The sequence below is a fragment of the Priestia sp. TSO9 genome, from assembly GCF_021029645.1.
Taxonomy (GTDB): domain Bacteria; phylum Bacillota; class Bacilli; order Bacillales; family Bacillaceae_H; genus Priestia; species Priestia megaterium_E.
The window spans coordinates 511843-528000 of the sequence record NZ_JAJEKD010000009.1 but is presented as its reverse complement, the minus strand read 5'-3'; the positions used below and the strand labels follow the sequence as shown (position 1 = coordinate 528000).

The following is a 16158-nucleotide window of genomic DNA, read 5'->3' as shown; positions in this document are numbered from 1 at the left end:
TGGAAAAGTCCCTTGTTTTCAGCTAAATAATTTAAATAAACTAAATTTTTTCATCGGCTCAGGCTCTAATTGATGCACCGGACGACCGTCGATAATCGCTTCTGCATTTTCAATAAAAAAATAAAGTTCTGACGCACCGTACATATCGGAAATATAATCATACGCTTTTGAAAGTGAATAGTCGTGGTAATTGCGAGCATGAACGCCAGAGGCAATCACGTGGGCGAAGCGGTATTTAATAAACGTACAGGCCGCTTTTCTTTCTTTTTTTCCGTTTAAACCAAGAATACTAGCAGCGCTTAGCTGCACGAGCACGCCTTTTTTAACAAGCTCATACAAACGCTCAGGGTGATCTCGGAAAATCGGATGACATTCTGGTGAACGCAGAATAGGCACAACGCCTTTTGTGAGAAGATCATACAGCGTTTTTTCAAAATAAGGTGAGATATCATATTCAGGCAGTGAAAGAAATAAATATTTATCGGTGTGATTAAGCGTAAGAAGCTGATTTCGCTCATAGTTTCGCAGAAGTTGAGGTGATAAAGGAATAAGCTGGCCTGGTAACACTTGAAGAGGAATACATGAATTTGTGAGCCATTCATTAGCTGCATTTACATAGAGAAATAAATGGTGTTTCATAAACTCTTGATCGCTATCATAAAGCGGCGTCGCCACAACGGACTGAACGCCTTGATCCGCTAAAGAGCGTGCCATCTTCAAAAAGCCGTCTACTTCCTCAGGTCCGCTATCGATATTAGGCAATATGTACGTATGAATATCAATCACTTTATTTCCCTCCCTGCGTTCTACTTCGTCCAATTGCAATCTTCTTTCATCAGAGAACATGATTTTTTCTTCACTGAATACTCACTTAAAGGTCCACCTATGCGTATGGCGCTAACCCCGCTAGGGGAGCGACAGACGCTTAGGTCTAGAATACGTTCCATGACTACGCTCTTTAGTCATGGAACGTATTCTACATCGATATACATATATTCTACGACGATTTCTAGTGTGAAACTATGTATTCTTCTCGACATTTACCACCACAAACCCCGGAAAACCGCGTACTTTCCTGTCATCTACTTAACTAACAATATTTTACTATCACTCTGTGTGAAAACGCAAACATAATTTGTAAAATAACTCCAAATAATGATGATAAAAGAAGGGATTGAAATAGGTCTTTGTATGCAAATACCCTGATTAAACAGAAGTTAATCAGGGTACAAAGGGAAAGTTAAAAGATTCCCAGGAATTTTGTTTTTTTGATACGTTCAGGCTCTTGTTTATAAACAGCCTTCCCGCTCGCAATAGCCTCTGCATTTTCCATAAAATGATATAGCTTGCTGTTGCCGTATTTTTTAGACACGGCTGAATAAGCTTTTTGCAGGCCGTACTGCTGGTAATTTTCACGATTCACGCCTGATGCAATAACGTGTGCTAATCCGTGATCAATGAACTGATAAGCTGCTTTTTTAGCTTTACTGCCGTTGCCGCCCAGCACACTTTGTGCAGACAGCTGAACGACTGCTCCATTTTTTACCAGCTTGTACAAATGCGGAGGATTCTCCACAAATAATGAATGGCACTCAGGCTCATTTAAAACCGGTACAATACCTTTTAGCTGAAGCTCGTAAGCAATATTTTCTAACACTTCAATTTCCACGTCTTGCGGAATGTGTAAAAACATATATTTTTCATTTTCATTTATTGTCATCGTGTAATACTCTTCATTTGATACAATCATGTTGGTAGAGGCAATTACTTTTTGACCTGGTAAAACGCTTAACGAAATAGAAGATTTTCTTAACCATTCATTCGCAAGATCAACACTTTCTCTACAGCTGGAATCTTTTCCGTCATAAAGAGGTGCTGCTACGACTTCTGTTACTCCTTGTTTCACTAATACATTTGCCATTTCTAAAAACTCTTCTACACTTTTGGGACCACTGTTCACATTTGGCAAGATATTGGTATATATATCTATCATTTTTTTCTCCTCTTTCTATGCCTCAGATCATGGATAGTATTCCATGAGTTATATTATATCACAGGGCTTTTTTTCTATCTTCTAGCATAAGTATCTATTTTTGCTCATGCTCTCTTTTGGGATTGATAGACGTTCCTTTTGTATTGAAATGTAGCATTCTTTTCTTGAAGAAAATGTTAAAAATAAATAATGGAAAATTAACGAGATAGAAAGTGAGTAAATATACCTAAACACTGATTGACTTTTCTCTTCTTCTTCGTTTATAGTTTTTCTATATGTGTCTAAAAATGAGAAAAGATTGTAGGAGTTGTAGATGAATTTGAAGAAAAAAATTGACATTCTAGGAAGCTGTGTTTCTAGAGACCCTTTTGCTATGTTTGACCATCAATATGAAATTAATGAGTATTTTGCTAGAACGAATATTATATCGCTAGCATCCAAACCTGTTGGACTTTCCATTCGAGGCATCCACATTGAGTCCAAATTCCAGCGTAGAAGTGTATACAATGATCTTAATAAACTTTTCTTAAAACATGTGGATGAAGAGCCTGCCGACACGTTAATCATTGACTTACTCTCTGAAAGATTAAGACTTATGAAACGCGGAGAATCTTACATCGCCCTTTCCAAAGAATTTGCTCAATCTAATTTAATGAATGATTTAAAGAGTAAAAGAATTGTAGAACGCACTGATGAATTATGGGATAGTTCTGCTGATAAAATATGCGAAAGAATCAACGCAAGCAGCATTTCAAAAGTCATTATTCATAAAGCGTTTTGGAAAGAAAAATATGTAGATAAAGAAGGAAACGTTCAAGTTTTTGAAAATCAAGACGAAATTCAACGTCACAATCAGCAATTAGAGTATATGTATACATACCTTGGCAACAAAATTAACAATAGTACATACCTTGAAATAAAAGAAGAATTTATGGCAGATGAAAATCACAAATGGGGTCTTACGCCAAGACACTATCAACCAGCTTATTATGAAAGATTTTTAGAGCAGCTTAACGCTTTACTTTTACCTGTTGTAACAAATTAAAAAATAAAAGCACGAACCTTCTTTATAAGGTAGCGTGCTTTTTCATTATGAATTCGTAAAATAATCAGAGAGAAATTTAAACCATACCTTCTCCCCTTCTTCGTTCGGTTGGCCATTTTCATCAGATAAATACTTTAAAATGTCTTCCTTATTATAATCTGGCCATGCACTCCAATGATTTACAAACTCGTATCCATTTTCTTTAGCAAAGGTTTCTAAAGCCTTTACGTCATTAGGGTAATTTTGAGCTTGATAGACCGGAGCTGATGGTTGAAAAATAGTAACTAGGTCTTTATTTTCACTTTCAATATGCTTCATAATAATTTGCAAGTTATCAATTGTATTGTTAATACCAACTACACCGTTATCATTTAATAAAAATGGTTCAAAAAGCAAGATATCAGGCTTTGCTTTTGTAATTTCTTCATACGTTTTTGATTTCACAAATTGTAATGTATTCATTTGTTTGTATTCATACAACTCTACATTTATCAAATCTTTCCCATATGTATTTTCCACTTTTTCTTTTAGTAAAGTTCCCCACGTCTTTATAACTTGCTCAGGAGCGGATCCTACAATCACAAGCTTTACGGGATTTCCTGTTTTCTTTGCCGTCTCTAATTTCTTCACAATTGACTCCGGCAAGTTCTTAGTTTCAGTCTGCATATCCTTTTCTGTTTCTGCTGCGCTCACTCTCGTAGGCTTTGTTTCAAACTGCTTGTCTAATTGATGATTCCAGTACATCTTTCCTGCTACTAAAGATGAAACAAAGATGAGAATAGCAAATACGTTAATTAAAATTTTCATAAAATGTCTCCCTTACTATATCTTTCTTTTTTTCTTTTATTATAATATAATTTTAAAGTACATGAAGAAATTTGATTAAATTTGTCATTTTTTTAATCATTTTGACGTGTTTTCTGATGAATAAGATAAGAATAATGGCTTACATAGAAGACATTTATTTTATCAATACATAAGGAAAAGGAAGAGAGGTTCCACATGGAAGAACAAGTACAACCTTCAAACGCGCGCAGACGCAAACGAAAAAAACCGAAAAAGAAACGCGCGTTTAAAATTATTCTTGGTATTATTTTAGTATTAATTCTAGGTGTAGCAGGCTATGCATATAGCATATGGCATTCCGTTGAAAAGACATTTACACAAACTCACGAACCGTTAAAACGTGATGTATCTGAAAAGCGCTCAAATAAAGTGAGCTTAGCAAATGGAGATCCTATTTCTATTTTACTATTAGGAGTAGATCAGCGTGCCGGTGACCGCGGACGTTCAGATTCTACTATTTTAATGACGGTAAACCCAAAGACACAGTCTATGAAGATGGTGAGTATTCCACGTGATACGCGAACTGAAATTGTAGGAAAAGGCACACAAGATAAAATTAACCATGCTTATGCTTTTGGTGGCGTAGACATGTCCGTAAATACGGTAGAAAAATTCTTAGACGTTCCTGTAGACTACTACGTTCAAGTGAATATGGAAAGCTTTAAAGACATTGTAGACGCTGTTGGCGGCGTAACTGTAAATAATACTCTTGCATTTGATTATGACGGCTACAGCTTCCAAAAAGGTCCTCTAACGTTAGATGGTAAAGAAGCATTGGCTTTCACACGTATGCGTAAACAAGACCCTCGCGGTGACTTTGGACGTCAACAACGTCAGCGTCAAGTAATTGAAGGCGTTATTGATGAAGGAGCTAGCGTTCAGTCTTTAACAAACTACGGTACAATTCTAGATGCAATTGGCCAAAATGTAAAAACAAACCTTACGTTTGATGATATGAAGCAAATTCAATCAAACTATAAAGACGCACGTAAACATTCAGAACAGCTTCAAATAGATGGAAAAGGCGAAAAGATTAACGGTATCTATTACTATGCCGTATCTGATGACACGCGTAACCAACTATCTGCTGAATTAAAAGAAAGTTTAAATCTAAAATAACAAAAGATCGCGGGATGTATCCCGTGATCTTTTTATTTATTATGATTTCTTTACTTTTACTAATTCTGTGCTTTTTGCAACAGCTTTTTCTTTTCCAGCTTTCACGTATACGCGTACACGATAGTCGCCAGACTTCGTTAGCTTATAAGCCAACTCTTTTTTTGATGAGTAAGGGATTTTTTGGAATAGCTTTCCGTCTTTATAAACGGAATAAGCGTATTTAAGGTCTTTCCCTTCCGCTGTTGTTTTTACTTCTAAGCGTTTGTCTCCTACGTTTTTAATAGAGACCTTGTTTAATGCTGTTTTTTCTTGTTGAGTTTGTTCCGTTTTAGTTGGTTTGCTTGCAGTTTCTTTGTCATTGCTGCAGCCTGTGAATAATAGTGCACCTGCTACGATTGGAATTAATACTTTTGCTTTCATTAGAGATCCTCCTTGAATGGTAGATATATCAATCTACATATCTATTCTCAATATTATTAAAATGCTTTATAAACCTTATGTATAAAACATTAAAATCGCTAAAAACAAAGACAGCATAGATAGAATGCCTATTTGACAATAAAGCTTGAACGTTTTTCGTCTTTCTTTTTTTCGTTCACGTCTCTTTGTACGCTGCTCTAATGAGTATAAAGGCTGATTATACTCATTTTTTTCATTCATCAAAGCATATTCATCTTTTGCCTGATTGGCCAGCATATCTAGTTTATACTGCTTTTTCTCTTCATCAGTTAATCCATTAAACCATTTAACAAACTCTTTATATTTTTCTAAAACGACACGAGTGCCGCCAAATTGCTTTAACTCTCCAAAGTGAATCCACATAACCTTGTTACATACACTGCGGATTTGAGTCAACGAATGACTTATAAAGAAAATAGTTTTACCTTGTTCTTTAAATTCATTAATCTTTTTCAAACATTTATCGTAAAATGTTTGATCTCCAACTGATAACGCCTCATCTACTACCAATATATCTGGATTGGTATGAACAGAAATGGCAAATCCAAGCCTTGATTTCATACCGCTCGAATAGTTTTTTACCGGCTGAGTAATAAACTTTCCGATATCAGCAAATTCGATGATATCAGGAGTAATTTTTTTAATTTCTTCTTTCGTTAGTCCATGCATCAGACACTTCAACTCGATATTCTCTAATCCATTTAAGTTATTATTTAATCCTACTGAAATAGCAATTAATGATGTTTCACCATTAATTTTAATATCACCTGACGTCTGAGGCACAACTTGCGACAGCAAGTTAGAAAGAGTGGATTTTCCTGATCCGTTAATTCCCACAACACCTATTGTTTCTCCTTCATTTACAGAAAAAGAAATGTTTCTTAGTGCGTAAAAGCTTTCATTTTTCTTTTTTGGAAAGAAAATTTCAAGCAGTTTATCGGATCTTTTTTTATATAAAACATACTTTTTACTAACGTTCTCAAATTGAACTTTTAGTGCCATAGATTACGCTCCTAGATTACAAGTAATCGATGAATTTATTTCTGAATTTCAAATGCAGGATTGATCCTACTGTTAGTATTAATAATGTGATAACCCAAAAATATAATGTGTATATCCAATCCTCATAAAACCAACCGTAACCTAACAATGAATATCTAAATCCTTGCACGATGTAAAAGAGTGGATTTAATTTTAAAATCGTTTCATATGCATGTGACAATTTAGACGTATCCCATAAAATAGGCAATAAGTAAAGCACCATTCTCATTAATGATTGTAATATTTGCTGAAAATCTCTTATTAACGTTGAAATAGTTGATGTTAGCAGCGTAAGCGCAAATAAAAACACAAATAGCGCTACTAAATAATATGGCAATTGAAGTAAATACCATCCCGGATTAATTCCATAAATGACGAAGATAACTCCCATAACCAGCATCATGATGATGAACTGAAAACTGTTACTGACAATTGTGACAGTTGGCAGTACACTGACTGGAAACTTCATTTTTGAAACCAAACTTACCCTTGCATACACACTGTTTGAACCTTGAGTAATGGAAGGACTAATAAAAAACCAAGGGATTAACCCAGCAATTAGCCATACGAAGAATGGAATTCCATGTACGGGTGCGCCTCCACGAATTCCTAATCCAAAAACAAGCCAGTACAGAAGAATCTGTATGGCAGGTCCTAAAAACTGCCATACAGCTCCAAGATAGTGCATTTGGTATTTACTTTTTGCATCATAAAGAGATAATCTCAATATTAAATGAAAATTCGAGGATTGTTCTTTCAAAATCCTCCCTACAGAATTCATGCCATTACTTCTTCCTTCTTAAGAAATGCATGTAGGTTACCATAGTTAATATAGCTGAAATTGTCAGAACGGTTAGCTACCACGTTTTTCGTATCAAAAATACGTTTTGTTGCCATACCTTCTAGTTCACTCCAGTTTAATTCTTTGAATTCATTATGGTCTGTTAACACAAGAACTAAATCAGAGTTACGTACAGCTTCCTTGATATCTTGTTCAACCCAATCTTGTTCCACGTGAGGGTCAAATGCGCGAATTTCGTATTTGCCTTCTGCTTTTAATAGATCATAGATTTCCATTGCTGGACTTTCACGGATGTCGTCTACATTTCCTTTATACGTTAAACCGAATACTGTTACAACACGGCCGTCTACTTTTTCCATTAGAGCATTTGTGTTATCTACTACGTATTGAGGCATAGACGTGTTAATTGTTCTTGCTAGATTAATAAGCTGAGCTGTTTTAGGTGCTTTTGCAACGATGAAATATGGGTCTACAGCTAAGCAGTGCCCGCCTACACCTGGTCCTGGTGTATGAAGGTTTACACGCGGATGCTTGTTAGCCATTTGAACCACTTCTAATGCATCGATTTCTAATTCGTTACATACTTTTGTTAATTCGTTTGCTAACGCGATGTTTACGTCACGGAATGTGTTTTCCATTAGTTTTGACATTTCTGCTGTTTTTGCATCTGTTTTAATGATTTCACCTTGTACAAATGTGCTGTATACCATTGCACCAGCTTCTGTACAGTTTGGCGTAAGTCCTCCAACAATACGGTTGTTGTGGATTAGTTCATGAAGGATTTGTCCTGGAAGTACACGTTCTGGACAATGTACTAAGAAAACGTCTTTTCCAACTTCAAAGCCAGCTGCTTCTACTAACGGTTTCACATGGTCATCCATGCTGCGCGGTGCGATTGTAGATTCTACGATTAATACGTTTCCTTTTTCTAAGTAAGGAATAACGTTGCTTACAGCGCTTAATACATATGATAGATCACAAGATTTGTGTTGGTCATCATGGTTTGGTGTTGGTACAGCTACGATGAATGCATCTGCTTTTTCCGGCTGTAATGCTGCGCGGAATGTACCTTTTTCAATTACTTCATTTAATGCTTCCTGCAGACCAGGCTCTTCTAAATGGATTTTCCCATTGTTTAATGATTCAATTACGCGTTGACTTACGTCGACACCCACAACGTCCACATCATGTTTTGCAAACATAATAGATGTTGGTAATCCAATATATCCTAATCCTACTGTACAAAGTTTCATTTTATTTCCTCCTGTGTTAACTGCTTAATAATGTTTTATATAAAGACACTATTCGTGTCTCTAACCGCTTTTTGTTTGTATTGATTTCTTACAAAAATTCTACATCTGTATTCGCCTTTAGCTCTTGGCTTATAGCGGAAAATTTCTTCCTCGATATAAGACGTTTTGTGAACGATTTTATCGTCTTTGTAAATGTAGTATGCGTACTCCAAATTGCCGTGGCCTTCTGTATCACATCTTGCAATAAAGTAGCTCTCGTTATCTTTTAAAAGAGCTCTTTTAATTTTAAATGGCACGTGTTCGACATACTGCACATCTAAAATTTCGCTAATCGTTCGGCCAAGATACAGAGGAAAATAACCTTTTAAATCCTTATGGTTTGCTCGATCTTCTAAATCTAGCGTTACTTTATACCCTCTGTCTTTTAGCTGGTGATACAGCGGAAGAACATGACTTTTGTGATGATAATCCCACGTTCCTACATACAAACGGATGTCTGGTGCGCTATCTACAGGCTGATCTAGTAAGTTAAATAGAATTTGATTTAAGTATTCTTTGTTTACATTATCCGAGCCTGAAATATACTCTGCAATATTGACATGCTCTGCCTGATCAATCAAGAAGTCTCCTAATTTACTTTGAGGAGCACCGGCAATTACTTGTCCAAAATGATACTTAATTCCATAGTATAGCGCCGCATAGCCGCCTTTAGACGAGCCTACGGTCATAACATTTTTGTGCGTAAAACCGTGCTTGGACATAATATATTGAATAAGCGAAGATACGCTTGTTTCAATCACATGATTTCTATTTTTGCCTAAGTAGTAAGAGCCTTGTTCACCAAAATCATCTAAAATGAAAAGTTTATTTGCTCCAACTTCATCTAACGTTTTCATATAATTATATACATAATGATATTTAGTAGCTAAAGCAGAAAAGACAATAACCAATTTATCCTGTAATGTCTCATCAGCTGCTGGAACAAAATGATACTTCACGCCATTCATAGATTGATAATGTGACTCTAATTCAAATGGCCCTTGATCTCTTGCTGCGATTTTATAATTCGCTAAGCGGAACTCTGTCACTACTTCAACCGACTCTTTGCCACTGCTGAAATCCAGCTCAAGCACAGTGGCAGGCTTTTTGGCTTCCATCTTAGGAAATACCCATCCTTGCACGTGCGGAACTGTTTGTTCACGCACAGCTCGTATATTCACATCTGTAGTACATGTAATTTCAAGTTCAGCTACTTTGTTATTGTTTCTAAACAACTCAACAATTTGATCTCTTACGTGAACTTCTAAGTCTGGAGCCACATGCCAAAACAGCTTGTATTGATGAGTATCTTCTGAAGCGACTTGATCACGTACAGTGATATGCTCAAGCTGTTTGTTATAGCGTACGTTACGTGTGTGAGTAACTCCACTATAGCGTTCATTCACTCCCGTTGCTTCTGAGTAGTCTTCCGTTAGCTGATAATCTTTTATATATACTTTTTCGTGCTGATGATCCACTCGAGGAAGACCTTGTCCATCCACGATTAGCGTATTGTGTCCAAATGAAGAATACGCATATTTCGTAAACTTATCTTTGTAATTATATCCATTCGGTCCAGCTTCTGTAATGATATCACCGTTTGAATAAATGTGCATATTTAAGTCATCACTGTGCTTATGATAACTAGTATGATACGCTGCGGAAAACAGTACGTACGTTTCTTTTTCTTTTCTTTCCCATCCGCTTCTGAAAATCGCATAACCGGAGTCTTTGAACACCGCATCTTTTTCTACAGGCATTCTGCCAGCTTTACCTTGGTGTACTGCATATAGAAACTCTTCACTTTTGTACAAGCTTCGGTAGCTGCTGTTTACAACAGGCTTAGACTCTGTATCACAAAGAGGCGGAAACAGTCCGTCTGGTCGAATAATGTAAGTTGCATATTTTTCCGTCTTCTTAAATAATTCAACGAAAAACTTTGCATGGTTAGGACTTAAATCCTTCAGCCATACGACCAGTTTATTTAAATAATTAGAGACGAGGAAATGATACGACGGCGAATGTTCCTTATGTACGCCTTCTTCTGTATATACATAGGTAAAGTAATCAACGAGACGCTTTAATGCAATATCACGATAACGATCAGACTCATTATCTGCCTCTTCGAAATACATCGCGTAAGCAAGCAGAGAAATATCTTGGAACATACCGTGATTTGTATTTGTTGAGTGGAAGTCATCTTGAGACAGTAAATTAGCTGTTTTAGCCATATTCTCTAAGATAAGCTGTTCATCGGACGAAGCAAGCTTGTCCTTCGCTAAGATGTATAACCTCAGCCAATACTGCAAACGCATTGCTGTTGTTTCATCGTGAAAAGCCATTTCATTTGAACCATTAGGATATGGATTTTTTTGAATCCAATCTTTGACTAACCCAATGGCTTTATCTTTATACTGCTCTTCTTTTGTCTCTTCGTAAGCATCCGTCAAACATCCTAAAAAAGTATGACCATGAATCAAGCGTAAAAAACTTCTAGATTTATCTTCGTTCCATAAAATTCCTTTTGGGTATCGAATGACCCCAAAAGGCGGAAGCGGATATTTATTACCCATAATGTTTTTAGCAGCTGCTAGCGGATCTTTATTCCGACTTTTCGGTAAGATCCTCATCAGCTTTTGAATTTTTTCTTCATCCAATGCCGTTAATGCTTTTTTTGTATTTATCATTCAGTCATTTCCCACTTTCTCATATGCGCGCTGTACGCATACAAACTATAAATTTCAAAAGGAACTTATAGATTAACTTAAAACAGGCTCTGCAACGTTCACAATTAAATCTTCCCATTGATTCGTTACTTTTTCAGCTCCAAAGTGCTGCTTTACATACTCTTTTAAAGAAGCTTGAAGCTCTGCATCCATTTCTTTTGAGTTGAGTGCTAGTATGCGCTCTACTGCTTCCTCAACATCCGATAGAAGGTACTCTTTCGGATAGATCGTATCACTGCCATCCCAGTTAAGAATGATTGGATAAGCGCCTGAAGCCATTCCTTCACTTGGCGAAAGGTGGAAGCTTTCGAAATCACTTGTTGATAGAATAATTCCTACCTTTGAAAGCCATTCAGAAATATCGCCGAACCCTTCAAAAATAACAGCGTCTTTCCACGGAGCTTTTTCGATACGATTAAAAATTGCTTCGTAATATTCACGCTCTTCTTCTTTATTCCATAGCCATGAATACTCCTGCGGCATTTTCCCTTTGACAAACAGCTTGTAGCGATTATCTTGGTGCCATAATTTATCCAGCATATCTACAGCTAAGTCTAGACGCTTTCGCTGCGGACAAATTCCAATGATGCCTAAATGATACTTAGCGTCTTCCGTTTTGGAGCCATCCACTTTTTCTGTATCGACTACGTTATAAATCATCGTCATCTTTTCACGTGGAAAATTAAACGTTCGATAAAACTCTTCATATACGTATGGAGAAATCGCGATAATTTTATCGATATTTTCTATGTTAAAGCTATGAGGATAAATCGTATCGCGCTCTTGAAGATGCATGCGTACAATTAAATGCTGGTGAGGCTTCTTATGATGAGAATACCACACTGCATTTCCAAGTCCCCATTCACAAACAATAACGTCTGCCCACTCTAAGCAAGCTTGGCTCTGTTCTTCATCATGAGCATTATGGCCACTCCACTCATCCGTTTTAATTTCAAACCCAGGACGGCTTGCCAAACGGTCCATAATGATACGTGCAAATTTCAAATCATGTCCTGCAAATAATATCTTTTTCATTTTTGTAACCTCACAGCTCTATTTTATTTACCATAGCAGTGATGTCGTCCTTGCTGCTATCTTCTAATTTCAAGTAATTAAATTTGTCATTACTAAAGAACTGCTTGCCGTATTTAGCATATGACGCAAGACTTTGATCTTGTTCAAAGAGATTAATTACTTGCTCAAGCGAAAGATTGCTGTATACATTTGTTTTAGCAACGGAGCTCTGTGAAGATAACTCTCTTACAAACTCGTATTCTTGACCTGCGTTTTTCTCTTCAAGCTTTCCGTTTTCCACACTGTAGTGAGTTGTTTTACCAATAAAGTCACTGTCCGTAAACGTTGTGCTCAGCATTAAGTCTAGTAAATAATTTTGCCCATAATAGCTTTCTTGGCCAAAGTACGTTACATACTCACTTGAAATCCAGTCGCGAATGTTTAAGTAGTTATGCATATAACTGCGAACAAACGTGTGAATGGTTTTTGTGTTGTACTTATTGTAAAGATCTAAATAGCCATCGAATGTATCTACTAAAATATATAATTGCTTATTTTCATAAGCTTGACGGTTAAATTGATCAACGATGTTTTCAAACTCTTGACGCGTATTAGCAATCGCGACTACCGTAACTGTTGGCAGTTCAAAAGCAAAGTTTAAGCCCACTTTCTCAATGATGTACTCTAAGCGATGCGTATACGTATGCTTGGTTAATACATCTCGAATACCCGTTAAAGCTTTTTCTTCGTAGTAGCGTTCATCTTCTAACAGCTGCTTGAATTCTTCATGCAAACTCGTTGGATTTTCAGACATATAAACAAGATCACCGAAAATTTCTCCAATTCCCTGTGCGTACGTACTAATTACAGGTGTTCCACATGCTAAACCTTCATACACACGGCGCGAGAACATCGTAGGAGATTCTTTTACTGTATTTACGTTAATCATGACTTTGTAGCCTTTATAGGCTTTATCAATTTCGTAATACTTTAAGTTTCCTTTTACATAAGGAACAAAGCGATCCGGGAATTGATGGTTTGGCATAAGCCCTTTTAAGTTTTGAATATAGTTTCGATCATAAATATCTAATCCCACTTTAGCCGCGGCATCTAATAATCGATCCATATCAATACATCTTTCTTCATGATGACGATAATAAGATCCAGCGAAACACGCTTTGTTTTCGCGTTCATCCACGATTTTAATCGGATTATGAATAGCCGGCTGCGCAGCAAACGGCAGCGCAAATGCGTTTTGATGCCCAGCTCTTTCTTGGTAGTAAGGAACCATGTTTTCATCCGTTGTGAAAATGTAATCAAATCGTCTAGCTGTTTCAATAAAACGATTAAAGTGAACAGGATCTTCCTTGTTCCAGAATACGGTTGGCACATTATGTTCTTTACACCAAGCTAACAGTGAGTAAAGAGGCTTCATATTCTCTTCTCCGTAGTAACCAACACGCTTATTCCAAACGCCTCCGTTACCACGCCAAGCAGATTCAACCATTAACAAGTCCGGCTGTTCTTTTGTCATAACCTCAAGCCAGTTATCTGGCGTCATTTTAATTAATTTACATTCATGTTCATAAGAAGCCGTCGTAAATTCGTCAAAGATAACCGCCATCTTCATTTCTTTGATCGGCTTTGGAGGAAGCATGTTAAATGCATCTACTTCTTGTTTTGCTACGTAATCTAATGACTGCTCTCGTTCAATGCTTTTCATTTCATTAATAGAAATCGTATGAACATCAAATTCACCTTTTCCAGAAACGCGTAAAGCAATTCTGAACTGTGTAATATCAGGATGAATTTGAACTTTTGTCATTGAGTTAAATTTTAGCTGCAGCACTTGAAGCTTTTCTTCATCTGAATATCCAATAAACATTGGAATCACCGCTACATCTTCATCTGCTTTACCTTTTACAGTGAACTCATATTCAAATCCTTTTTGCATCGTCATGATATGGTGAGTCGGAAGCATTTTAAAACTGTTATTTGTTTCTTTATACGAAATATAGCTGTTTTTTCCAGCTTCAATATTCACTAAACCGTGCAGCCCTTTTTCTGATGTAGAAAGCTGTACTAATTTCTTCGCGCTTGCAAACCAATCTGAAGCTTGTAACTCTAGCTGTGCACTGTTGGTAATTTCAATTGGCTTTTCTTGAATGTTAATCTGCAGTCCTTTAAAGAATCCGCTCTCCGTCACACGTATTAAAAACTCAACGTGTTCTGTATCTTTTTTGAAACGCAGTTCAGCTTTTTCATTTAGCTCAAGCTGATGAATTTCATTTTGCTTGTTGTTTTTATATCCTACGGCATATACAACTAACTCAATACCTTCGTACACTTCACCTGCTGGCGTAATCACATACGTAGAATCATGATCAACAGCTACTGAGATATTTTCACTTGTATTAAAGTGCTGAGCTGTTAAATGAATGAATTCTTGTCCTTTTAACTTCGATTGAAACAACTGGTTCCAAGGATGATAAATGACACCATTATTTGACTCTTGCCATCCTTTAAGGGAGTGTTCGTTAAGAGCATATTTAATAGGTGCATCAACCGTCATTTTAGGAATTGTTACTTCAACGTCATGAACCCACCAATAAGACACGTTGTTAATGATGATATCATCAAGTTTAAACTCACCTTTACCAGATACTCTCACTGCTAGACGAATAGAGTTATATTCTTCTTGGAAATGAATAAGTTTTTTATTATTTAACTTTAATTCATCTGTTCCTACTTTTTTTCCATCTTGGTAAAAAACAACAGCAAGACGTACATCAACAGAATTCTCTTTCTCGCCTTGGAAGCAAACCGATAGTGTATCGTCATGAACAGCCACTGGACTTGCAGGCTGAGCAGAGAAAGCAGCATTTCCTTCTCTGTGCGTTACATACGCGAATTGCTTATCTTCAAAGCTCACGTTGAACTTTTTGTTAAATGGATCATAGTATAATTGATCGGACTTAGGCATGTACCACTGATTTTGTTCTAAAACAATATAATTTCCTTCTGTCAAAAGCTCGCTTTGATTCCAGAATCCTCGGTCATTAATTAACATGCTCTCAATTTTAAATGTTCCCTGCCCTTTCACGCGCAGCGCTAAGCGGATAGAATCAGTAGATTGAGAGAACGGTATAATACCTTCACTGTTCATTTCAAATCTATGTATACCTACTTTTTGACGATTTTTATATTCAATAATGAATAACTCGACGGAGACACTTTCACTTTTTGTCCCTTTGAAGACAAGCGTTTGCTGACTTGAAAAGTCGAATGCAATATTTTCTTCTACAGGAGCTTGTTGAAAGTCGATATTCTGCTCGCGATAAGTTAGATACGTATAGTTGTTAGAATTCAAATCAACAGTAAAACTTCGGTCGTCTTCATTAAATGAAACAGCAACTTGATTCTTTTTAAACCAGCCGCTATTTGCTTCGACTTCTGAAAACTCTAGGCTTGGAATGCGATGTGCTTTTGCCCAATCTCTTTTTTGCGTAATCGACTTCATACGCTTTTGAATATCACTGATCATTATCTATGCCCCTTTGTTGCTTTATTTGTACCCATTCGCTTTCGAACCGTCCAGTACTTTAGCGTTAACTTCCCTAGAAAAGAACGGCTGATAGCCGCATATCTCTTTTCGAGCATCGTATAGCGCTTTTGCAAATCCTGGTACTCTTTTAATTCTTTTTCTCTTATATTTAATTGTTCGATTAGTTCCGATTTAACCACTTGAAGTTCTTTTTCAAGAACTTCTACAGATACATGGCTATGGAGTTTGACACCCATACGCGTAAGTTCCTCCTTTT

The 16158-nt window shown here is 36.6% G+C and carries 12 protein-coding genes and 1 pseudogene; 2 read left to right on the top strand and 11 right to left on the bottom strand.

Going from position 1 to position 16158, the window contains the following annotated elements:
- Positions 1-18: 18 nt before the first annotated feature.
- Positions 19-786, bottom strand: a complete 768-nt coding sequence (locus LJC66_RS05420) for a tyrosine-protein phosphatase (protein WP_221817964.1) — start codon at positions 784-786, stop codon at positions 19-21.
- A gap of 454 nt (positions 787-1240) precedes the next feature.
- On the bottom strand, positions 1241-1993 hold the full coding sequence (locus tag LJC66_RS05415; RefSeq protein ID WP_098332213.1) for a CpsB/CapC family capsule biosynthesis tyrosine phosphatase: 753 nt from the start codon (positions 1991-1993) through the stop codon (positions 1241-1243).
- 313 nt (positions 1994-2306) lie between these two features.
- Between LJC66_RS05415 and LJC66_RS05410 the strand changes: the two genes are divergently transcribed.
- Positions 2307-3038 (top strand): DUF6270 domain-containing protein, encoded by a 732-nt coding sequence (locus LJC66_RS05410; protein ID WP_230931988.1) that lies wholly within the window; start codon positions 2307-2309, stop codon positions 3036-3038.
- Positions 3039-3083: 45 nt separating this feature from the next.
- On the opposite strand, the gene LJC66_RS05405 is transcribed toward LJC66_RS05410, so the two are convergent.
- Complete coding sequence (locus tag LJC66_RS05405) at positions 3084-3845, bottom strand: SGNH/GDSL hydrolase family protein (RefSeq protein ID WP_230931987.1); 762 nt, start codon at positions 3843-3845, stop codon at positions 3084-3086.
- Between the two features lie 195 nt (positions 3846-4040).
- On the opposite strand from LJC66_RS05405, the gene tagU reads away from it, so the two are divergent.
- Complete coding sequence (gene tagU, locus LJC66_RS05400) at positions 4041-5003, top strand: polyisoprenyl-teichoic acid--peptidoglycan teichoic acid transferase TagU (RefSeq protein WP_230931986.1); 963 nt, start codon at positions 4041-4043, stop codon at positions 5001-5003.
- A 39-nt stretch (positions 5004-5042) separates the two neighbouring features.
- Here tagU and LJC66_RS05395 read toward each other — a convergent pair whose 3' ends face one another.
- The 8 genes and pseudogenes from LJC66_RS05395 to LJC66_RS05360 all read right to left on the bottom strand — a co-directional run bounded on the left by LJC66_RS05395 (position 5043) and on the right by LJC66_RS05360 (position 16138).
- Positions 5043-5423, bottom strand: coding sequence for a triple tyrosine motif-containing protein (locus LJC66_RS05395; RefSeq protein WP_230931985.1), 381 nt, complete (start codon positions 5421-5423; stop codon positions 5043-5045).
- Positions 5424-5705: 282 nt separating this feature from the next.
- A pseudogene (tagH, locus tag LJC66_RS05390) lies at positions 5706-6464 on the bottom strand (teichoic acids export ABC transporter ATP-binding subunit TagH); the annotation flags it as partial.
- Between the two features lie 16 nt (positions 6465-6480).
- Entirely contained in the window at positions 6481-7284 is an 804-nt protein-coding gene (locus LJC66_RS05385; protein ID WP_230931983.1) for an ABC transporter permease, read from the bottom strand.
- A complete protein-coding gene (locus LJC66_RS05380; protein ID WP_045293110.1) occupies positions 7281-8558 on the bottom strand; it encodes a nucleotide sugar dehydrogenase in 1278 nt (425 codons plus the stop codon). The genes LJC66_RS05385 and LJC66_RS05380 overlap by 4 nt, the downstream gene beginning before the upstream one ends.
- A 35-nt stretch (positions 8559-8593) precedes the next feature.
- On the bottom strand, positions 8594-11284 hold the full coding sequence (locus tag LJC66_RS05375; RefSeq protein ID WP_230931982.1) for an accessory Sec system protein Asp2: 2691 nt from the start codon (positions 11282-11284) through the stop codon (positions 8594-8596).
- A 72-nt stretch (positions 11285-11356) separates the two neighbouring features.
- A complete protein-coding gene (locus LJC66_RS05370; RefSeq protein WP_230931981.1) occupies positions 11357-12358 on the bottom strand; it encodes a glycosyltransferase family 4 protein in 1002 nt (333 codons plus the stop codon).
- Positions 12359-12368: 10 nt separating this feature from the next.
- Positions 12369-15881, bottom strand: a complete 3513-nt coding sequence (locus tag LJC66_RS05365) for a CgeB family protein (protein WP_230931980.1) — start codon at positions 15879-15881, stop codon at positions 12369-12371.
- Complete coding sequence (locus tag LJC66_RS05360; protein ID WP_043979847.1) at positions 15881-16138, bottom strand: hypothetical protein; 258 nt, start codon at positions 16136-16138, stop codon at positions 15881-15883. The genes LJC66_RS05365 and LJC66_RS05360 overlap by 1 nt, the downstream gene beginning before the upstream one ends.
- Between the last annotated feature and the right edge of the window lie 20 nt (positions 16139-16158).

What these genes read in the sequence shown, in the direction of transcription:
- tagU (WP_230931986.1), top strand. Translation starts at nt 4,041, where the DNA reads ATGGAAGAACAAGTACAACCTTCAAACGCGCGCAGACGCAAACGAAAA.
- LJC66_RS05405 (WP_230931987.1), bottom strand. Translation starts at nt 3,845, where the DNA reads ATGAAAATTTTAATTAACGTATTTGCTATTCTCATCTTTGTTTCATCT.
- LJC66_RS05365 (WP_230931980.1), bottom strand. Translation starts at nt 15,881, where the DNA reads ATGATCAGTGATATTCAAAAGCGTATGAAGTCGATTACGCAAAAAAGA.
- LJC66_RS05385 (WP_230931983.1), bottom strand. Translation starts at nt 7,284, where the DNA reads ATGAATTCTGTAGGGAGGATTTTGAAAGAACAATCCTCGAATTTTCAT.
- LJC66_RS05360 (WP_043979847.1), bottom strand. Translation starts at nt 16,138, where the DNA reads ATGGGTGTCAAACTCCATAGCCATGTATCTGTAGAAGTTCTTGAAAAA.
- LJC66_RS05415 (WP_098332213.1), bottom strand. Translation starts at nt 1,993, where the DNA reads ATGATAGATATATATACCAATATCTTGCCAAATGTGAACAGTGGTCCC.
- LJC66_RS05370 (WP_230931981.1), bottom strand. Translation starts at nt 12,358, where the DNA reads ATGAAAAAGATATTATTTGCAGGACATGATTTGAAATTTGCACGTATC.
- LJC66_RS05375 (WP_230931982.1), bottom strand. Translation starts at nt 11,284, where the DNA reads ATGATAAATACAAAAAAAGCATTAACGGCATTGGATGAAGAAAAAATT.
- LJC66_RS05410 (WP_230931988.1), top strand. Translation starts at nt 2,307, where the DNA reads ATGAATTTGAAGAAAAAAATTGACATTCTAGGAAGCTGTGTTTCTAGA.
- LJC66_RS05380 (WP_045293110.1), bottom strand. Translation starts at nt 8,558, where the DNA reads ATGAAACTTTGTACAGTAGGATTAGGATATATTGGATTACCAACATCT.
- LJC66_RS05395 (WP_230931985.1), bottom strand. Translation starts at nt 5,423, where the DNA reads ATGAAAGCAAAAGTATTAATTCCAATCGTAGCAGGTGCACTATTATTC.